The 14,057-nt window shown below is 46.6% G+C and carries 13 protein-coding genes and 2 pseudogenes; 6 read left to right on the top strand and 9 right to left on the bottom strand.

Going from position 1 to position 14,057, the window contains the following annotated elements; all coding sequences use genetic code 11:
* The 4 genes and pseudogenes from WBS51_RS10945 to WBS51_RS10930 all read left to right on the top strand — a co-directional run.
* On the top strand, window positions 1–241 hold a 241-nt coding region (locus tag WBS51_RS10945), incomplete at its 5' end, for a hypothetical protein (protein WP_342694084.1).
* Window positions 242–291: 50 nt separating this feature from the next.
* Window positions 292–459, top strand: a pseudogene (locus WBS51_RS10940) (MobA/MobL family protein); the annotation flags it as partial.
* Window positions 455–742 (top strand): annotated as a pseudogene (locus WBS51_RS10935) (DUF4368 domain-containing protein); the annotation flags it as partial. The pseudogenes WBS51_RS10940 and WBS51_RS10935, both read left to right, overlap by 5 nt.
* A 341-nt stretch (window positions 743–1,083) precedes the next feature.
* Window positions 1,084–1,377, top strand: a complete 294-nt coding sequence (locus tag WBS51_RS10930; protein WP_302702798.1) for a GHKL domain-containing protein — start codon at window positions 1,084–1,086, stop codon at window positions 1,375–1,377.
* Between the two features lie 39 nt (window positions 1,378–1,416).
* Here WBS51_RS10930 and asnB read toward each other — a convergent pair whose 3' ends face one another.
* From asnB to WBS51_RS10890, 8 genes are all read right to left on the bottom strand, one after another.
* The gene (gene asnB, locus WBS51_RS10925) at window positions 1,417–3,273 is read right to left on the bottom strand and encodes an asparagine synthase (glutamine-hydrolyzing) (RefSeq protein ID WP_294542569.1); all 1,857 of its coding nucleotides are present in this window, start codon (window positions 3,271–3,273) and stop codon (window positions 1,417–1,419) included.
* Window positions 3,274–3,284: 11 nt separating this feature from the next.
* Entirely contained in the window at window positions 3,285–3,863 is a 579-nt protein-coding gene (locus WBS51_RS10920) for a dipicolinate synthase subunit B (RefSeq protein WP_173748777.1), read from the bottom strand.
* Window positions 3,864–3,890: 27 nt separating this feature from the next.
* Window positions 3,891–4,751, bottom strand: a complete 861-nt coding sequence (locus tag WBS51_RS10915) for a dipicolinate synthase subunit DpsA (protein ID WP_264293472.1) — start codon at window positions 4,749–4,751, stop codon at window positions 3,891–3,893.
* Window positions 4,752–4,887: 136 nt separating this feature from the next.
* Window positions 4,888–5,898, bottom strand: coding sequence for an ABC transporter permease (locus WBS51_RS10910; protein ID WP_294462843.1), 1,011 nt, complete (start codon window positions 5,896–5,898; stop codon window positions 4,888–4,890).
* Complete coding sequence (locus WBS51_RS10905; RefSeq protein WP_294462845.1) at window positions 5,895–7,406, bottom strand: putative HlyD family type I secretion protein; 1,512 nt, start codon at window positions 7,404–7,406, stop codon at window positions 5,895–5,897. Before WBS51_RS10905 ends, WBS51_RS10910 begins: the two co-directional genes overlap by 4 nt.
* 4 nt (window positions 7,407–7,410) lie before the next feature.
* Entirely contained in the window at window positions 7,411–8,271 is an 861-nt protein-coding gene (locus WBS51_RS10900; RefSeq protein ID WP_173748779.1) for a carbohydrate ABC transporter permease, read from the bottom strand.
* A complete protein-coding gene (locus WBS51_RS10895; RefSeq protein WP_173748780.1) occupies window positions 8,253–9,155 on the bottom strand; it encodes a carbohydrate ABC transporter permease in 903 nt (300 codons plus the stop codon). The genes WBS51_RS10900 and WBS51_RS10895 overlap by 19 nt, the downstream gene beginning before the upstream one ends.
* Window positions 9,097–11,400, bottom strand: a complete 2,304-nt coding sequence (locus WBS51_RS10890; RefSeq protein ID WP_342694083.1) for an ABC transporter substrate-binding protein — start codon at window positions 11,398–11,400, stop codon at window positions 9,097–9,099. The genes WBS51_RS10895 and WBS51_RS10890 overlap by 59 nt, the downstream gene beginning before the upstream one ends.
* A 155-nt stretch (window positions 11,401–11,555) precedes the next feature.
* Here WBS51_RS10890 and WBS51_RS10885 point away from each other — a divergent pair, with 155 nt between their 5' ends.
* Complete coding sequence (locus WBS51_RS10885; RefSeq protein ID WP_291681202.1) at window positions 11,556–12,242, top strand: response regulator transcription factor; 687 nt, start codon at window positions 11,556–11,558, stop codon at window positions 12,240–12,242.
* Window positions 12,242–13,546: a sensor histidine kinase gene (locus WBS51_RS10880; RefSeq protein WP_294462848.1), complete on the top strand. Its 1,305-nt coding sequence runs from the start codon at window positions 12,242–12,244 to the stop codon at window positions 13,544–13,546. The genes WBS51_RS10885 and WBS51_RS10880 overlap by 1 nt, the downstream gene beginning before the upstream one ends.
* Here WBS51_RS10880 and WBS51_RS10875 read toward each other — a convergent pair.
* The gene (locus WBS51_RS10875) at window positions 13,539–13,982 is read right to left on the bottom strand and encodes a GNAT family N-acetyltransferase (RefSeq protein ID WP_173748784.1); all 444 of its coding nucleotides are present in this window, start codon (window positions 13,980–13,982) and stop codon (window positions 13,539–13,541) included. The two genes, WBS51_RS10880 and WBS51_RS10875, sit on opposite strands and share 8 nt — an antisense overlap.
* Window positions 13,983–14,057: the final 75 nt, after the last annotated feature.

Below are 14,057 nucleotides of genomic sequence, written 5' to 3'. Positions count from 1 at the left end.
ATTTAACAATACTACTTTTAGGACTTGCTTTCCACTGTTTTTTATTATAGAAAACAGAAAATCGCTATGCCACAGCCTTGGCAGGCCATCGCGCAGCGATTTTGTTCAATTCCAGTTTGCTATTCCACACACATCGGGTCAACTTGCCCCGAACTTACAACCAAATACCCGTCGCCCACACAGCGGCACACCAAGCAGGAAATCTGAAAAAGGTCTCCTGCTTTTTTTCTGCCCAAAATGAGGTGGTAAAACGCCACCCCATCTACTAATTACCGAAAGGAGAAACACGAAATGCCCTGTCCACACAACGAAATCTCTATTGTGCAGCGAAGCCAACAGCAGTCTGCGGTTGCCGCCGCTGCTTACCAGAGCGGCGAAAAACTGTTCTGTGAATATGACCAGCAAGTGAAGCACTACCCGGAAAAGCGTGGTATCGTCCACAATGAAATCCTGCTCCCTTACAAGGGACGAGGAACGGATTGAGGTTCTGGACAAAATGGTCATGCGGCTTTATGAGGATATGATTGCAGGGCGTATCAGTGAGCAGAATTTCAATACCATACTGGAAAAGACACAGACCGAGCAGACGGAGCTTAAAACAAGAGTATCCGAGGGCAGAAAGCGGCTGTCCGATGAAGTCCAGCTTGCCAATGACGCAAAACAATGGGTGGAAGCCATTCAGGAATACGCCAACATCACAGAGCTGAACGCAGCCACCCTCAACCGCTTAATCAAAGAAATCAGTGCAGTTCTTCTTCTATTAATAAACCTACTGGTATTTGGAATTACACAATATAATCAGAAAAAAAGCCGTGAATTTACAGAAATGCAGTTGTTGCTTCAAAAAGAATCCGATTCTGCTGAATATTATAAAATGCTGCTGTCTCAAAATGAAAACCGGAGTATTTTAATTCATGATATCAAAAAGCACCTGCAGTCCATCAAACTACTAAATGAAAAGGGGGAAAGTGAGAAAATAGATGCTTATATCCTCCAGCTTATGGATGCTTCTGATTTAAAGGAAACAGCAAGAATCTGCTCCACCATCTGCACCAGAATGACCTGACCTCCCTGTTCTGCAACTTGCTGGACAATGCAATGGAAGCTGCGGAACACATCCCGGATTCTTTTATTGACCTTATGGTTCAAAAGAAAGAGAACACTCCTTTTGTTGTAATTGTCCTTGTAAATTCATGCAGAAGTATGCCGGATTTTGACCAAAACGGATTTCCCGTTTCGCATAAATCCGGCAAAGGAAGACATGGCTTTGGAATCAAAAGTATTCGAAAAGTAGTAGAGCAGTATCAGGGCAATCTACGGATGTATTATGATGACACCACTGCTACTTTCCATACGATTATAACCTTGAAGCAGTAAAGAGCATAAATACCAAAAGCAGCCCGCAGTCAGGTTTTATTACCGCAGTGAAATTCTTACCTTGTATTTTTCCAGCCAGTCATTCACCTGCAGCATATAAGCCAGCATCTGCGGTCCTGCCATAAGCTGTCCGTACCAGGGTTTCCCATAATCCGAAGGACTTGCAAGAAAGCGTTCCACTTTCCCCTTATCCAGAAACTGTCCCACAGGGGCATTGGAGTCTGCCAGCACCTCACGCAGCCTGTCGCCAAGCATTTTTTCGTATTCGGGATGGTAAGTTTTGGGGTACGGGCTTTTCTTTCTCCACAGTACTTCTTTCGGCAGCTTTCCTGCCCCTGCATGGCGCAGCAATCCTTTTACCACACCGTCCCGGCATTTCATTTCCCACGGCACATTCCACACATATTCTATAATCCGGTGGTCTGCAAAAGGAACTCTGGCCTCCAGACCACAGTACATTCCGGTTCGGTCCATTCTGTCCAGAAGCGTAGCCATAAACCATTTCAGGTTCAGATAGGCAATCTCTCTTCTTCTCTTTTCCGTACCTGTCTCCCCTTCCAAAAGCGGAGTCTCTTTTATGGTCTTCTCGTAGGCGCTGTGTGCATATTCTTCCATAGGCAGCATGTGTATCCACTCTTCTGATAAGAGTGTCTGCCGTACCTTCATATCCGAAGACCAGGGAAAGTCCTGGGTTTCAAACGCTTTTGGATTGTGAAACCAGGGATATCCTCCGAAAATTTCATCGGCACATTCTCCGGTAAGGGCTACTTTGTTTTTCTCTGCTACCTTGGAGCAAAAGTACAGCATGGAAGACTCCACATCTGCCATACAGGGCAAATCCCTGGCATCTACGGCCTTGTAGAGATAATCCAACAGCTGTATATTGTCACACTCCAGGAACGTATGCTCACTTTGACAGAACTTCACCATTTTCTCAACCCAGGGACGATCCTGGCTGGGCTGAAAACGATTGGCTTTAAAATATTTCCGGTTTCCCTCAAAATCAAAAGAAAAGGTGCGCAGAGTTTTTCCCTGTTTTTTCAGCTCTTTGGCACAGATTGCCGTCACAAGGCTGCTGTCTACCCCTCCGGACAAAAAGGTGCTGACAGGCACATCCGACAACATCTGCAGTTTTACCGCATCCTCTATAAGCCATGAGGTCTTTTCCACAGTTTCTTCAAAAGACGCTTCCTGTACATGGCTTTCCAGCTTCCAATAGCAGATATCCCTTATTTTCCCCTTATGAAAAACCAGATAATGGCCCGGCAGAACCTCATAAATGTCTTTCAAAACTCCTTTTCCGTATGTTTTTGCCGGCCCCAGGGCAAAAATTTCACACAGCGTATCCGCATCTGCCACGGCTTCCATGCCGGGATAGGCCAGAATTCCCTTTAATTCCGAGGCATAAACCAGGGTTTCTCTGTATTTTGTGTAGAAAAGCGGCTTTACCCCTGCTCTGTCCCGGAAAAGAAAAAGAGTTTCCTTATCCGAATCCCAAAGAGCCGCTCCAAAAACGCCGTTTATCCGCTTTACAAAGTTTTCCCCATGAAGCATATAGCCCACCAGAAACACCTCTGTATCACTGTCTGACTGAAAAATTGCTCCTTCTGCCTCCAATTCTTTTCGCAGTGCTTTCATATTGTAAATTTCTCCGTTGAAGCAAATGGTACAGGTTCGTCCCTGGCTGTGCCGGGACATGGGCTGTTGCCCTCTCTTTAAATCCAAGATACACAGACGCACATGAGCCATGCCACAGTGAGCATCCAGAAAAATTCCGTCTTCGTCAGGTCCTCTTCGTTTCTGCACCTGATTCATGGTTTCCAGGATTTCCTCCCATTTTCCCCGGCATATGCCATAGTCTTCTTCGTAACTGCTAAATCCTGCAATTCCACACATAGTTTTCCTCCCTACTGAATAATCGGCTGATATTGTTTTCCTTCCAGAGCAGCTTCTGCCGCCGGTACCAAAAGCCCTGTATGGGCTACCATGGAATTCGGCTTTTTCTGTGCATTGTCCTGTCCGAAAGGCACGAAAAAGACATGCTTGGCATTCAAAAGCAACCCGATATTTTTCATATTCATTCCCAGAGCATCGTTGGTGGAAATAGACAGCAGCAGCGGCTTTTCATTCCGCAGATGGGCTTTTGCCGCCATTAAAACCGGAGTATCGGTAATCCCATTTGCCAGTTTTGCAATGGTATTTCCCGTGCAGGGGAGAATAATCAGCAAATCCAGAAGGCTTTGCGGGCCAATGGGCTCCGCCTGTGCAATGGTTCCCATAATCTTTTCTCCTGTAATCTGTTCTGCCCTTTTTACAAAATCCTCTGCATTTCCGAAACGGCTGTCAATGCTCTTTGCCGCCTCCGAAAAAATGGGCTGTACCTTTGCCCCTTCCCCCACCAGCTTTTCCAATGCCAAAAAGGCTTTTTCATAGGTACAGAACGAGCCTGTAAAAGCCACTCCGATTTTCTTTCCCTTTAAATTCATGATAAACTCCTTCCCAAATCTTTTCTTTTACTCCATATATCGAAAGATGAATTTTGCCAGAATTTCAGCCGAAGAATACGGCGCATACCGCCCCGGCAGCCCCGGCAGCAGCACAGCCTGCAGTTTCTTCTCTTCCGCGGCCTGATAATCCACCCCTCCCGGCGCAGACGCCATATCCAGAATCAGCGCATCTGCAGACACATATTCCAACAATGCTCTGGGCAGCACCATAGCAGGAGCCGTATTAAAAATATACTGCACAGACCCCAAATAAAGGGGCAGCTTAGAGGGCGCTATCACCCGGTCTGCCAAAAGCCCTGCCCTGGCTCTGACCTTTTCCTCCTTTTCTGCCACTGTCACATGGCAGGAAAATTTTTTCAGATAAGATACCAGTGTGCTTCCACATCTTCCATATCCCAGCACCAGACAGGAACTTCCAAAAAGATTCCTGGAACTGCGGCAAATGGCTTCCGCAAGAAGCCCTTCTGCAGCCGCAACCGTGTTCTCCATTGCCGTGTATTCATCTTTTAAATAATCCACACAGACAATGCCCTTCTTTGCCGCCTTTTTCTCATACTCTGCAGGGATTCCTCCGGCAAACAGCACACTGCCTGGCCGCACCAGCTTCAGGATATTTTCTCTCTGAAGCTCTGTCTGAAACTTTTCCTGGGGATTTTTGCAGAAAACCACATCCTTTTTCAAAAAAGGAACCGGCGCCGCAATGACATCCGCAGTTTCCAATACCTCTTTCAGACTGGCAGAGGACTCCGTTTCCGTCTCTAAGCCATAGCGTTTTACCTCCTGTCCCTTTTCCTCCAGAATATCTGCCAGATACACCTGACGCATATCTCCGCCCAGAACCGCAAATCTATAGAAACTTTTCTTCAATTTTTTCACTTAAACCTTTTTCTTATATGGTATGCAAAACAGAGCCAATGGAAACTGTCTTTCCAAAAAGAAAAACCTCTCCGCCTGCTGCCCGGAATATTTCTTTCCAAAACACAGACGAAAAGGTCTCTTTTCTCTATTTTTTCCTTTTTTCCGCCAGAAAAATACTTTCAGCCATGATACTGCCCACAGCCGCCATTGCAGTCCTTCTAAGGTTTTCCAGCATATTGGCATCCTTCGGACAGCGAACAAACTTCTGCACTTCGTCAAAAGCCTGCTGCTTTTCCTGCATCAGTCTTGGGAAGAAATCCATATCAGACCACATAGACGGCAGATAATCTCCGGAAAACCGAAGCGTCATCCACAGCCCTGCCGCAAACAGAAAACAAAATGCAGCGGCCGCCACAAGCTTGATGAAAAGGCGAAAGGCAAAAACTGCACATCTGTTTGTCTGCCGGTATCCTCTGCCAAAGCAGACCAGGACAAAGCCCCACACCGGAAGCGCTGCCAAAACTCTGGCCAGACTACTGTAAAGATTTCCTTCCCAGAATCCATCCGGCGCACTGCCCGTTATCTGAGTCAAAAGACTCTCTGCCAAAGAGCCGGGCTGCCTGTGGTCTGTATACTGCAAAGAAATTCCCTCCAGCCCGTCTTCTGTTTCTGCAAAGACAGCAGCAAAAGAGTCTCTGCTTTTTATGCAGCCGCGGACAATGTAGGTTTTCCCCAAAATCTGCACTTGATTGCCTTGTATACGCTCTGTTCCGAAAAGCTTTTCTGCCAGACCGCTGCTAATCAGACAGCCTTCCTCATCTTCTTCCCAGGGATAATTTCCCTCCTTCAGCTGTCCCGCAAAAAACATTTCCATACTTCCTGCGATTTTCCACAAAGTTCCCGAAACGGCCTCCCGCACCTCTCCCTTTATGGGAATCTTATCTTCCTTTGACCAGCCCGTTATCTGCGGCAGTTGATCCGGCTGTTCCGCCTGGGAGAGAAAGGCAGACAACTCTGCCTCTGTAAGAACCGGCATATCGTAATAACCGTTAAAGCTGCCCGCCTGTTCCTCCGTCTTTTTATAGAAAAAGAAAGAGAGGCACCAAAGCGCCAAGCTGAGAAAACCTACCCCTGCTCTTATCCATATTTTTTTCATTCTTCCAGCCTCACCTTATCTTCCGGAGCAATGTCCTTGCTGCTGCCTGTAATAATTTTATCCTCCTGCCCGAGAGAGGCGGTAATCGCTGCGCTGGTACTGTCTTTTTCCACCACAGTCACAGCTACCCGTTTTGCCCTGTATTCATTTCCCAGTACGGTTTTCTCCTCTTCTGCCACCAGACAGAACGTTCCGTCAGAATCCTTTCTTACGGCTGAAAGAGGAATCACCTGCTTATAGGAAGAATCTGTCTGTCTGCTGATTTCATAGGAAATTTCGCTTCCATACACAGCCTCCTTTTCCTCCATTTCCGCATAAAACACTCCTGCTGCAGTCTGACCCTCCCCCTGCTGATTGGTATTTCCGGAGATTTCTCCAATATTCTTTTTCAAAGTTTTCCCCTGCCCGGGAACCATAATTTTTACCTCATCTCCGGTCTCTGCCTTAGACAGGTCTTCTGCTGTCAGATTGCCTTTGACCCGGTATCCGCCCCAGCCAAACATCAGAGATGCCGTATCGTCTGTCACCCCACCGGCTGCTATGGTACTGCTTTTTAAGACCCCGTCCTCCGGGGCTTTCACCTCTCCGTTTTCTGACTGTACCTTCTGCAGCTTTTCCAGTTCCTTTTTTGCCAATTCTAAATCCACCTGGGCAGACTGTGTGGTGTAGCTGCCTGCCTCTGCTGTCTTCTTATCATTTTCTGCCGCAGCCGCATCCTGCTCTTTTGCACTTTCATAGGCATTATACGCCTGAGCTCTGGCCGAATCCTGAGCCTGCAGACTTTCCTCGGCCTGGCTTTTCTGAAGTTCCAGTTCCTGAATGGCACTGTCATAAGCAGACTGGGCCTGTGCCTTTCTCTGCTCTGCATTCTCCTCTGCCTGCTGACGCAGCTTTTCTGCTTCCTCTGCCTCTCCTGCAGCTTCCAGTTCCTGTGCCTGCTGCAGTACACGCTCTTTTTCTTCCTCTGCTGCCTGCAGCTCCTGGTCTAAATTCTGCTGCTGCCCGGCGGCGCCTGTCTCATAAGCTTCCGCTGCTGCATTGTAATCCTCCCACGCTTTTGCATAATTATCCTCTGAAAGCTGTACATCCCGCTGTGCGCTCTCGGCGGCCTCCACTCTGGCTTGAGGCTGTCCCGTAAGTTTTGCCTGTTCTACCGCCAGTTCCAGCTTTTTGATTTCTGCCTGTTTCTCTTCTATCCTTTCCTGCAGATAGTTCTGATCATACTGCAGCAAAACATCTCCCTTTTTCACCACCGTGCCTGTCTGAAGAATTTTTTCTACACGCAGTCCTGTCTGAAGGGAAAGCAGGCTTTCTTCTCTGGTCTCCACCGTTCCTTTTCCCTGTATGAGAATGCTCAGCTTTCCTTCCTGTACTTTTCCGGTAGTGACTTTCGGCACTACCATAGAGGCTGCGGCTCTGGAAACCGCCGTACAGACCGCCATAATCAGGAAAAATACAGCAAACGCTGCTGCTGCCAGTTGTTTTTTATTGACTTTCTCTCTCTTCATGCTCTTACTCCTTTAGTCCTGACGCAAGAATTCCCTGCTCCAGATAATTCTGCCCGCAGGCAAATAAAAACACCGACGGCGCCATAATTAAAATGGAAGCCGCAAAAGCGGTCCCCATATCATGAATTGTGATATTAGACAGATACAGGGAAACGGGAAACAGGCTCTTGTTCTTTAAAAATGTCATAGGCGCCTCAATGGCATTCCAGTATTCCAGAAAATTCAGAATCAGAGAAGATACCACGCCCGGAATTCCCAGGGGCAGACCAATGTAAAAAAAGGAGGCTGCCACTCCTGCACCGTCCACCTTTGCCGCCTCTAAAAGGGTGTCCGGTATCTGCTGAAAAAATTTTGTCATAAGAAATACCGGGAAAGTAGAGAAAATGCCCGGCAGTATGACAGACCAGTGGGTATCCAGTACACGCAGAAAAGACAGCACCGTATAACCGGACACCATGGTTACCTGAAAAGGCAGAATCATCAGAATCATATACAGATAAAGAATCATCTTTCTTCCCCGAAACCGGAATCTGCCCAGTGCCCAGGCTGCAGGCAGTCCTAAAAGCAGTTGTCCGCCCAGTATGGGAAACACCTGCCTGCAGGAATTCCAAAACATCACAAAGAAATCCGGACTGTCTAAGAGAAGCTGCAGATAGGCTTTTAAGGTAGGATACAGAGGAAACAGTTTCCACTGCAAATTTCCGGAGTCCCCATAAAGGACACTGCCATAGCTTTCTCTCAATTCTTCCGTTCCCATAAAAGAGCCTGCCGTCAAAAGCAGAACGGGAAAAATCAGAGCCAGAACAAACAGGGTGATCAGTATCCAAATCACGGCTTTCTTTCTTCTCACATTCCCTGCCCCCATTTCTCTTCTATTTTCTGGCTTCCGATGAGAATACACCCCAGAACCACTGCAAGCATTACGGCCGCTGCTGTCATTTTCTGCATATCCAGCTTCAAAAACCAGTTGTTAAACAAATTCTGCAGCATGTAAATACTGTCATGAGGATAATTTCCCGCAATCATCCATGCTTCCCGAAATACCTTAAAGGCATTGACCAGAGATAAAATACCGGTCAGAAAGGCTGTGGGAAGCAGCAGGGGGCAGGTAATATGAAGAAAGCATTTCCAGCCCCCTGCCCCATCCATTTTCGCTGCCTCATAAAGGCTGTCGGGAATCCCCATAAGACCGGAAAGCCACAAAATCATGTCATATCCCAGATTTTTCCACAGATAAACCGCCACCAGTACGCCAAAAGCTTTTGGCGTATTCATATAATCCACTCCTTTGCCGCCAAAATGCTGCAGCGCTTCGTTTAAAATTCCGTTTTTATCAAAAAACAGCTGCCAGAACAACACCACAGACCCGGCCGGCACCGCCATGGGCAGCAAAAATCCGGACTTTAAAAGACTGCTTCTCTTCCCTGCCTGCAAAAGCAAAATTCCAAAAAGCAGAGAAAGTCCCAGAAGCAGAGGGAGGCACACGGCCAGAAATCTGACCGTATTCCCCGCTGCCAACCGAAAAGCAGTATTTTCCAGAACATTTTTATAATTTTCCAAACCCACAAATCTGCCGCCTACTGCCTGCAAAAAAGACCTCCGTACCACATCGGCAAAGGGAATCAGAATAAACACACTCACTCCCGTAAGACTGGGGGCCAGCAAAATCCAGGGAATCAACTTTTCCCTTTTATTCGGAAAGGTAAAGCTGCATTTTTTCACCCAAAGTCTGCGCTGCTTCTTCTGCACTGATACTTCCTCCAAAATACTGTTCTGCACAGTCGATAAATGTTTCTCTTACAGACAGTTCAATAACCAGAGGCGTCTCTGCCTTTTTCGCCAGGGCTAGAATCGGCTCCAGCTGTTCTCTGGACGGATAGCCGTAGGAATGCGTTTCTCCTCCGCCATAGCTGATGCTGAACATCTCCTCCTGTCCGGATTTTTCTGCAATATCGGCCTGTTTCTCCAAACTTTCCGTACGAACCGGAAGTCCCTCCACGAACTCCTGCTGCTGAATCTCATCGCTTAACATAGTCTGTATAAATTCTTCTGCCAGTTCCTTCTCCCTGGAAGAAGCATTGATACCCATACGATTCATGGACAGGTACATATTATGGGGATTCTCTACAGAAAGTTCCGGCTGCTTTTTCAAAATATCACACAGCAGAGAAATTTCTGCCAATCCGGTCAAATCGTCCACACCTGCAATATCTGTTTCCTCATACAACTCCAGCATACCGATACCGGAAAATGCAGACATGGTATTTCCGGATAAAATGCGGCCTTTAAAGTAACTTCCCCAGCTCTCTTCCATATCTTCGGATGGATTGTTGTCCACAAGCTGCTTAGACATTTCCAATAATTCCTGTATCTTTTCTTCCGAAAAGCTGCCGTCTTCCTGACGAAGTTCTTCATAATTTGACGCAAACAAAAGGTATGCCATTTGTCCGTAAGACGCGGCTCCTATGATTTTTCCTTCAGGCTGTTCCTGTAAAAATTTCTTTACGGAATCCAGGCTGTCCAGTCTTGCCATGGCTTCTTTTGTACCATAAAATACCGGAAGACGGAAGGACGCCGGTATTTCATAATTTTTCCCGTCCTTTTTTGCGCCGTCCACAATTCCCTTTAACAGTGTGTTATCATTCTCGCCTTTGTCCGCCAAATCGGTTAAATCCTCCAGAATTCCTTTTTCAATATAAGAATCTACAGGCAGGTCATCCAGGAAAAGCACGTCGGCCCCTTCCTTATTCAAAAGACTGGTATTCAGTGCATCAATATAATCCTCCGGTTTTCCTTCTGCATCCTGCTTCAGGGCATATTGATAATCCACATCTACTTCCGGATGTTTCTTCTCAAAAGCCCTTACGGCTGCTTCCACCATACGGCTTTCATAAAGCCCGTACAGGGACAGGGTTTTCTCTGTCTTGGTGCTTGCGGCAGCATTGTAATAATAATGGCAGATGTGAAAAGTTCCGGTCTGATAATTGTCATAAGCTGCATAGAAATTCTTTTCACCGCCTGCCATGAAATTTTTCATTGTCAGACTATTTTTCATTTCTCCCATATTTCCCCGGCTGCCATCATAAATCTGTTCGCCGATACTGCCATTCTCCTTATATACAGAAATTCCTTTTTCCGTTGCAATATAATAAGTTCCATCCCCTGTAGCAGCCAGAAATCCGGTTCCTGCCTCCATATTTTCCACCTTGATTTTTCCCGTTTCTTTTCCTGTAGTCCCGTCATACAGAAGAAGATTTTTCTGGTCTTCACTGATGGTTGCAATGGTATTCCCGGTAATGTTTATCATACCGTCATTGTTGGTGACTATCTGATGACTGGGCAAGGTGTATTTTTCCTTTCCCGTGGTTCCATCATATAAGACAATGTTAGAGGATGCCACTCCTACCAGAGCAATATCACCGTTTTGTGCGGCTCCCAGATAATACGGGGCAAAACCGCCGTTTTGCTGTTGGTATTCCATATCCAGGCACTCCACCGGAATTTCCTGGGTCTCTCCCTCCTGGGTGTGACGGTAAAGATACCAGGGCTGGGGCGGAAGACTGATTTCTCCCTCCTCTGTAGTAGTCACACCAGACTCAGAGGTATCGGTAATTCCACAGGTCATAAGGTAGAGATTTTTATCGGCTCCCTGAAGGAGATAGTACACATAGGTACTGTCGTTGATTTTCTCCTCCACCCAGTTTTCTTCCTTTTTTTCCCAGTCGCTGCCGCCCTGATGTGTATAGGAAAATACCTGCGGGCTGACCTCTCCCGTCTGGGTATAGACCTCCAGTTTCCCATCCTCATTCAGATAACTTCCAAGATAGGATTCCTTCTCTCCCCAGGGGCCTTCCATTTCCTCTTCCACATAACCCCCTTTGGCTTCTTTTTCAGAATCTTTTCCGTCTTTCTTTTCTTTCTGGGAACATCCTCCCAGCATTCCAAGGGTAACTGCCCCGCAAAGTGCAAGGGCAAGCGCTTTTTTGAATTTCATCTGTCAATCTCCTCTCTGTACCCTAATCGTTGTTTCTGTATCTATCATAACAGGGAAATCTCTAAAAATCTTTAAAGAATCCCAGATGTTTTTGGAGATTTTTTAGAGATTTGTATGATACAATACAAAAGAAGAAAACGAAAGGATTTATCTATATGCGAATTTTATTAATCGAAGACGACGTTTCTCTATGTAAGGCACTGCTGATTCACCTTGGCAGCCAGGGGTATGAAACGGATGTGTGCCACAATGGTACCGATGGGCTCTCCTATGCCTTGCAGAATACCTATGATTTGATTATTTTGGACCGCATGCTGCCGGAACTGGACGGAATGACGCTGTTAGGTGCAATCCGGAAAAAAAATATTTCTACTCCTGTGATTATGGCAACTGCCATGGATTCTCTCCGGGATAAAATCAGCGGACTGGACTGCGGCGCAGATGACTATATTACCAAACCTTTTGATGCGGAGGAACTGCTTGCCCGTATCCGCGCCCTTACCAGACGCCCGGCCGTTCTGAAAGAATCTCCCCTGCTTTGTTTCAGGGACTTATGCTTCGACCCGGAAAATCTGGAATTATCTGCCAATGGAAAATCTCTGTCTCTCTCCAAAAAAGAGGCTGGACTTATGGAATACTTTCTGAAAAATAAGGAGCAAAATCTGCGCCGGGGACTGATTCTCTCTTATGTCTGGGGGGCTGACGCGGAAATTGAGGAGGGAAATCTGGACAACTATATTTATTTTCTCAGGCGGCGGCTGCGCACCTTAAAAAGCCGGGTGCAGATTAAAACCATTCATGGTGTGGGATATCGTCTGGAAGGAATACAGGAGGACACCTGATGTTTCAAAACCTTCAAAAAAAACTTACTTTTTTATATACGCTGACTACCGGAGCCATTCTCACAGTGATTCTCATTATCTGCTTTTTTTACATGAAAAGTTCTATGGAGGCCCGGTATAAAGCACAGTTTTCCAGTGTTTTTCTCAATATTTCCAACCGGTTTCAAACAGAAGCCTTTTTCACAGATTCCTGGCTGTCCCAGATGGAAATGGATAACAGCCTGCTCATTCATATTGAAGAAAATGACACCCCTCTGTTTTTCCGGGGCGCTTTCCAGCCTGAGACCAGCCGGGAAACCCTTTTAAAAAAGGCCCGGAAAAAGGCAGTCGAAGAAGGCATTACTTCACACAAAGCGGCTCTGTCCTCTCCCCTGCAGTCTTCTGTCTTTACCGTCAAAGGCACCCAGGGGGATTCTTATCTTGGCATGTGTCTCCTGGTGTCCACAACGTTTGGTTACAAGTCTCTTTTTGTCTTACAGGATATTACGGCTTTCTCCAGACAGCTTTTATGGCAGGGCGTATTCTTCCTGTTCACAGGTCTTTCCGGTATCTTTCTGCTGTATCTGGCAAGCTGGCGGACCGTTGGAAAAACCTTGCTGCCTCTGAAAGAAAACCAGAAAAAACAGGCAGAATTTATTGCTGCCGCCTCTCATGAGCTGCGCTCTCCCCTTGCGGTGATTCAGGCCAGCGCATCTGCTGTCCGGACCTCTCCTGAAAATACAGATTTCATGCTTACCAACATTGAAAAAGAGTGCACCCGCATGGGAAATCTGATTAAAGACCTTCTGATTCTGGCTGCTTCAGATTCTAAAAAGTGGCATCTGACCCTGGGAAACCATGACAGCGATACCCTGCTTCTGGATGTATATGAAACCTTTGAACCTGTCTGCCGCCACAACGGCATAACGCTGAATCTGACGCTGCCGGATATGGAACTGCCCCGGATTCACTGCGACAAAAGCCGGGTAATTCAGATTCTCACCATTCTTCTGGACAACGCCATAACCTATACCTTACCTGATGGAATGATTGACCTGGAAATTTTTGTAAAGAAAAGAAATGTCTGCTATCTGGTTGCAGACCATGGAAATGGAATCCCCGATGAAGAGAAAGAACGGATATTTGACCGCTTTTATCAAAGTGACAAATCCCGGAAAGAAAAAGAGCATTTCGGTCTGGGACTTTCCATTGCCAGAGAACTTACAGAACTGCAAAAAGGAAAGCTGACGCTGACAGACACCCCAGGAGGCGGGTGTACGTTCTGTCTGATCCTGCCAGCCGCAGAGGAAGGGAATGTCACATAAAGGCATCCCTTCCTTTCCATTCCATAGTAAACTCTTCTTCCCCGGTGTCCTCATCCTGTCCTTGCTGCAGCACAAGAAAGTCTTCCCGCAGATAAAAATTCACTGCTGCTTCATTCTTTTTATATACCTTTAGCTTCAGTTCTGGTTTGGCTGCCTTGGCAAAATCCAAAAACTGCCTGCCAATCCCTCTTGAACGATATTCCTGTCTCACAAAAATTCCGGCTATATAGGATTCCATTATGCCTATAAATCCTTCCAGAACCCCGGTATCTGTATTTTCTGATACCATAATTTCCGCCTGAGGCAGCAGCGCCCTCACTTCTTCAAAATGGCTTTTCCAATAGCTGCTGTCTATAAAGTCATGAGCCTCCATATTGGCGGTGAGCCAGATTTGCATTACTTCTTCCAAATCAGACGCCTGCATTGCTCTAATCATCTGTTTACTCCTCTCTCATCTTTCTGTCTCTTTACCCAAAAGACTGCTGCGCCTCTGTCCTCTTAAAGACAAAGC

This window comes from Blautia acetica, assembly GCF_038739805.1.
GTDB lineage: Bacteria > Bacillota > Clostridia > Lachnospirales > Lachnospiraceae > Blautia.
Note: the sequence above shows the minus strand (reverse complement) of the source record. Positions and strands in the feature narration are given on the sequence as shown.

Excerpts from the sequence above, each read along its gene's own strand:
- WBS51_RS10875 (WP_173748784.1), bottom strand. The coding sequence starts at position 13,982 with ATGATTAGAGCAATGCAGGCGTCTGATTTGGAAGAAGTAATGCAAATC.
- WBS51_RS10920 (WP_173748777.1), bottom strand. The coding sequence starts at position 3,863 with ATGAATTTAAAGGGAAAGAAAATCGGAGTGGCTTTTACAGGCTCGTTC.
- asnB (WP_294542569.1), bottom strand. The coding sequence starts at position 3,273 with ATGTGTGGAATTGCAGGATTTAGCAGTTACGAAGAAGACTATGGCATA.
- WBS51_RS10905 (WP_294462845.1), bottom strand. The coding sequence starts at position 7,406 with ATGAAGAGAGAGAAAGTCAATAAAAAACAACTGGCAGCAGCAGCGTTT.
- WBS51_RS10890 (WP_342694083.1), bottom strand. The coding sequence starts at position 11,400 with ATGAAATTCAAAAAAGCGCTTGCCCTTGCACTTTGCGGGGCAGTTACC.
- WBS51_RS10900 (WP_173748779.1), bottom strand. The coding sequence starts at position 8,271 with ATGGGGGCAGGGAATGTGAGAAGAAAGAAAGCCGTGATTTGGATACTG.
- WBS51_RS10910 (WP_294462843.1), bottom strand. The coding sequence starts at position 5,898 with ATGAAAAAAATATGGATAAGAGCAGGGGTAGGTTTTCTCAGCTTGGCG.
- WBS51_RS10885 (WP_291681202.1), top strand. The coding sequence starts at position 11,556 with ATGCGAATTTTATTAATCGAAGACGACGTTTCTCTATGTAAGGCACTG.
- WBS51_RS10880 (WP_294462848.1), top strand. The coding sequence starts at position 12,242 with ATGTTTCAAAACCTTCAAAAAAAACTTACTTTTTTATATACGCTGACT.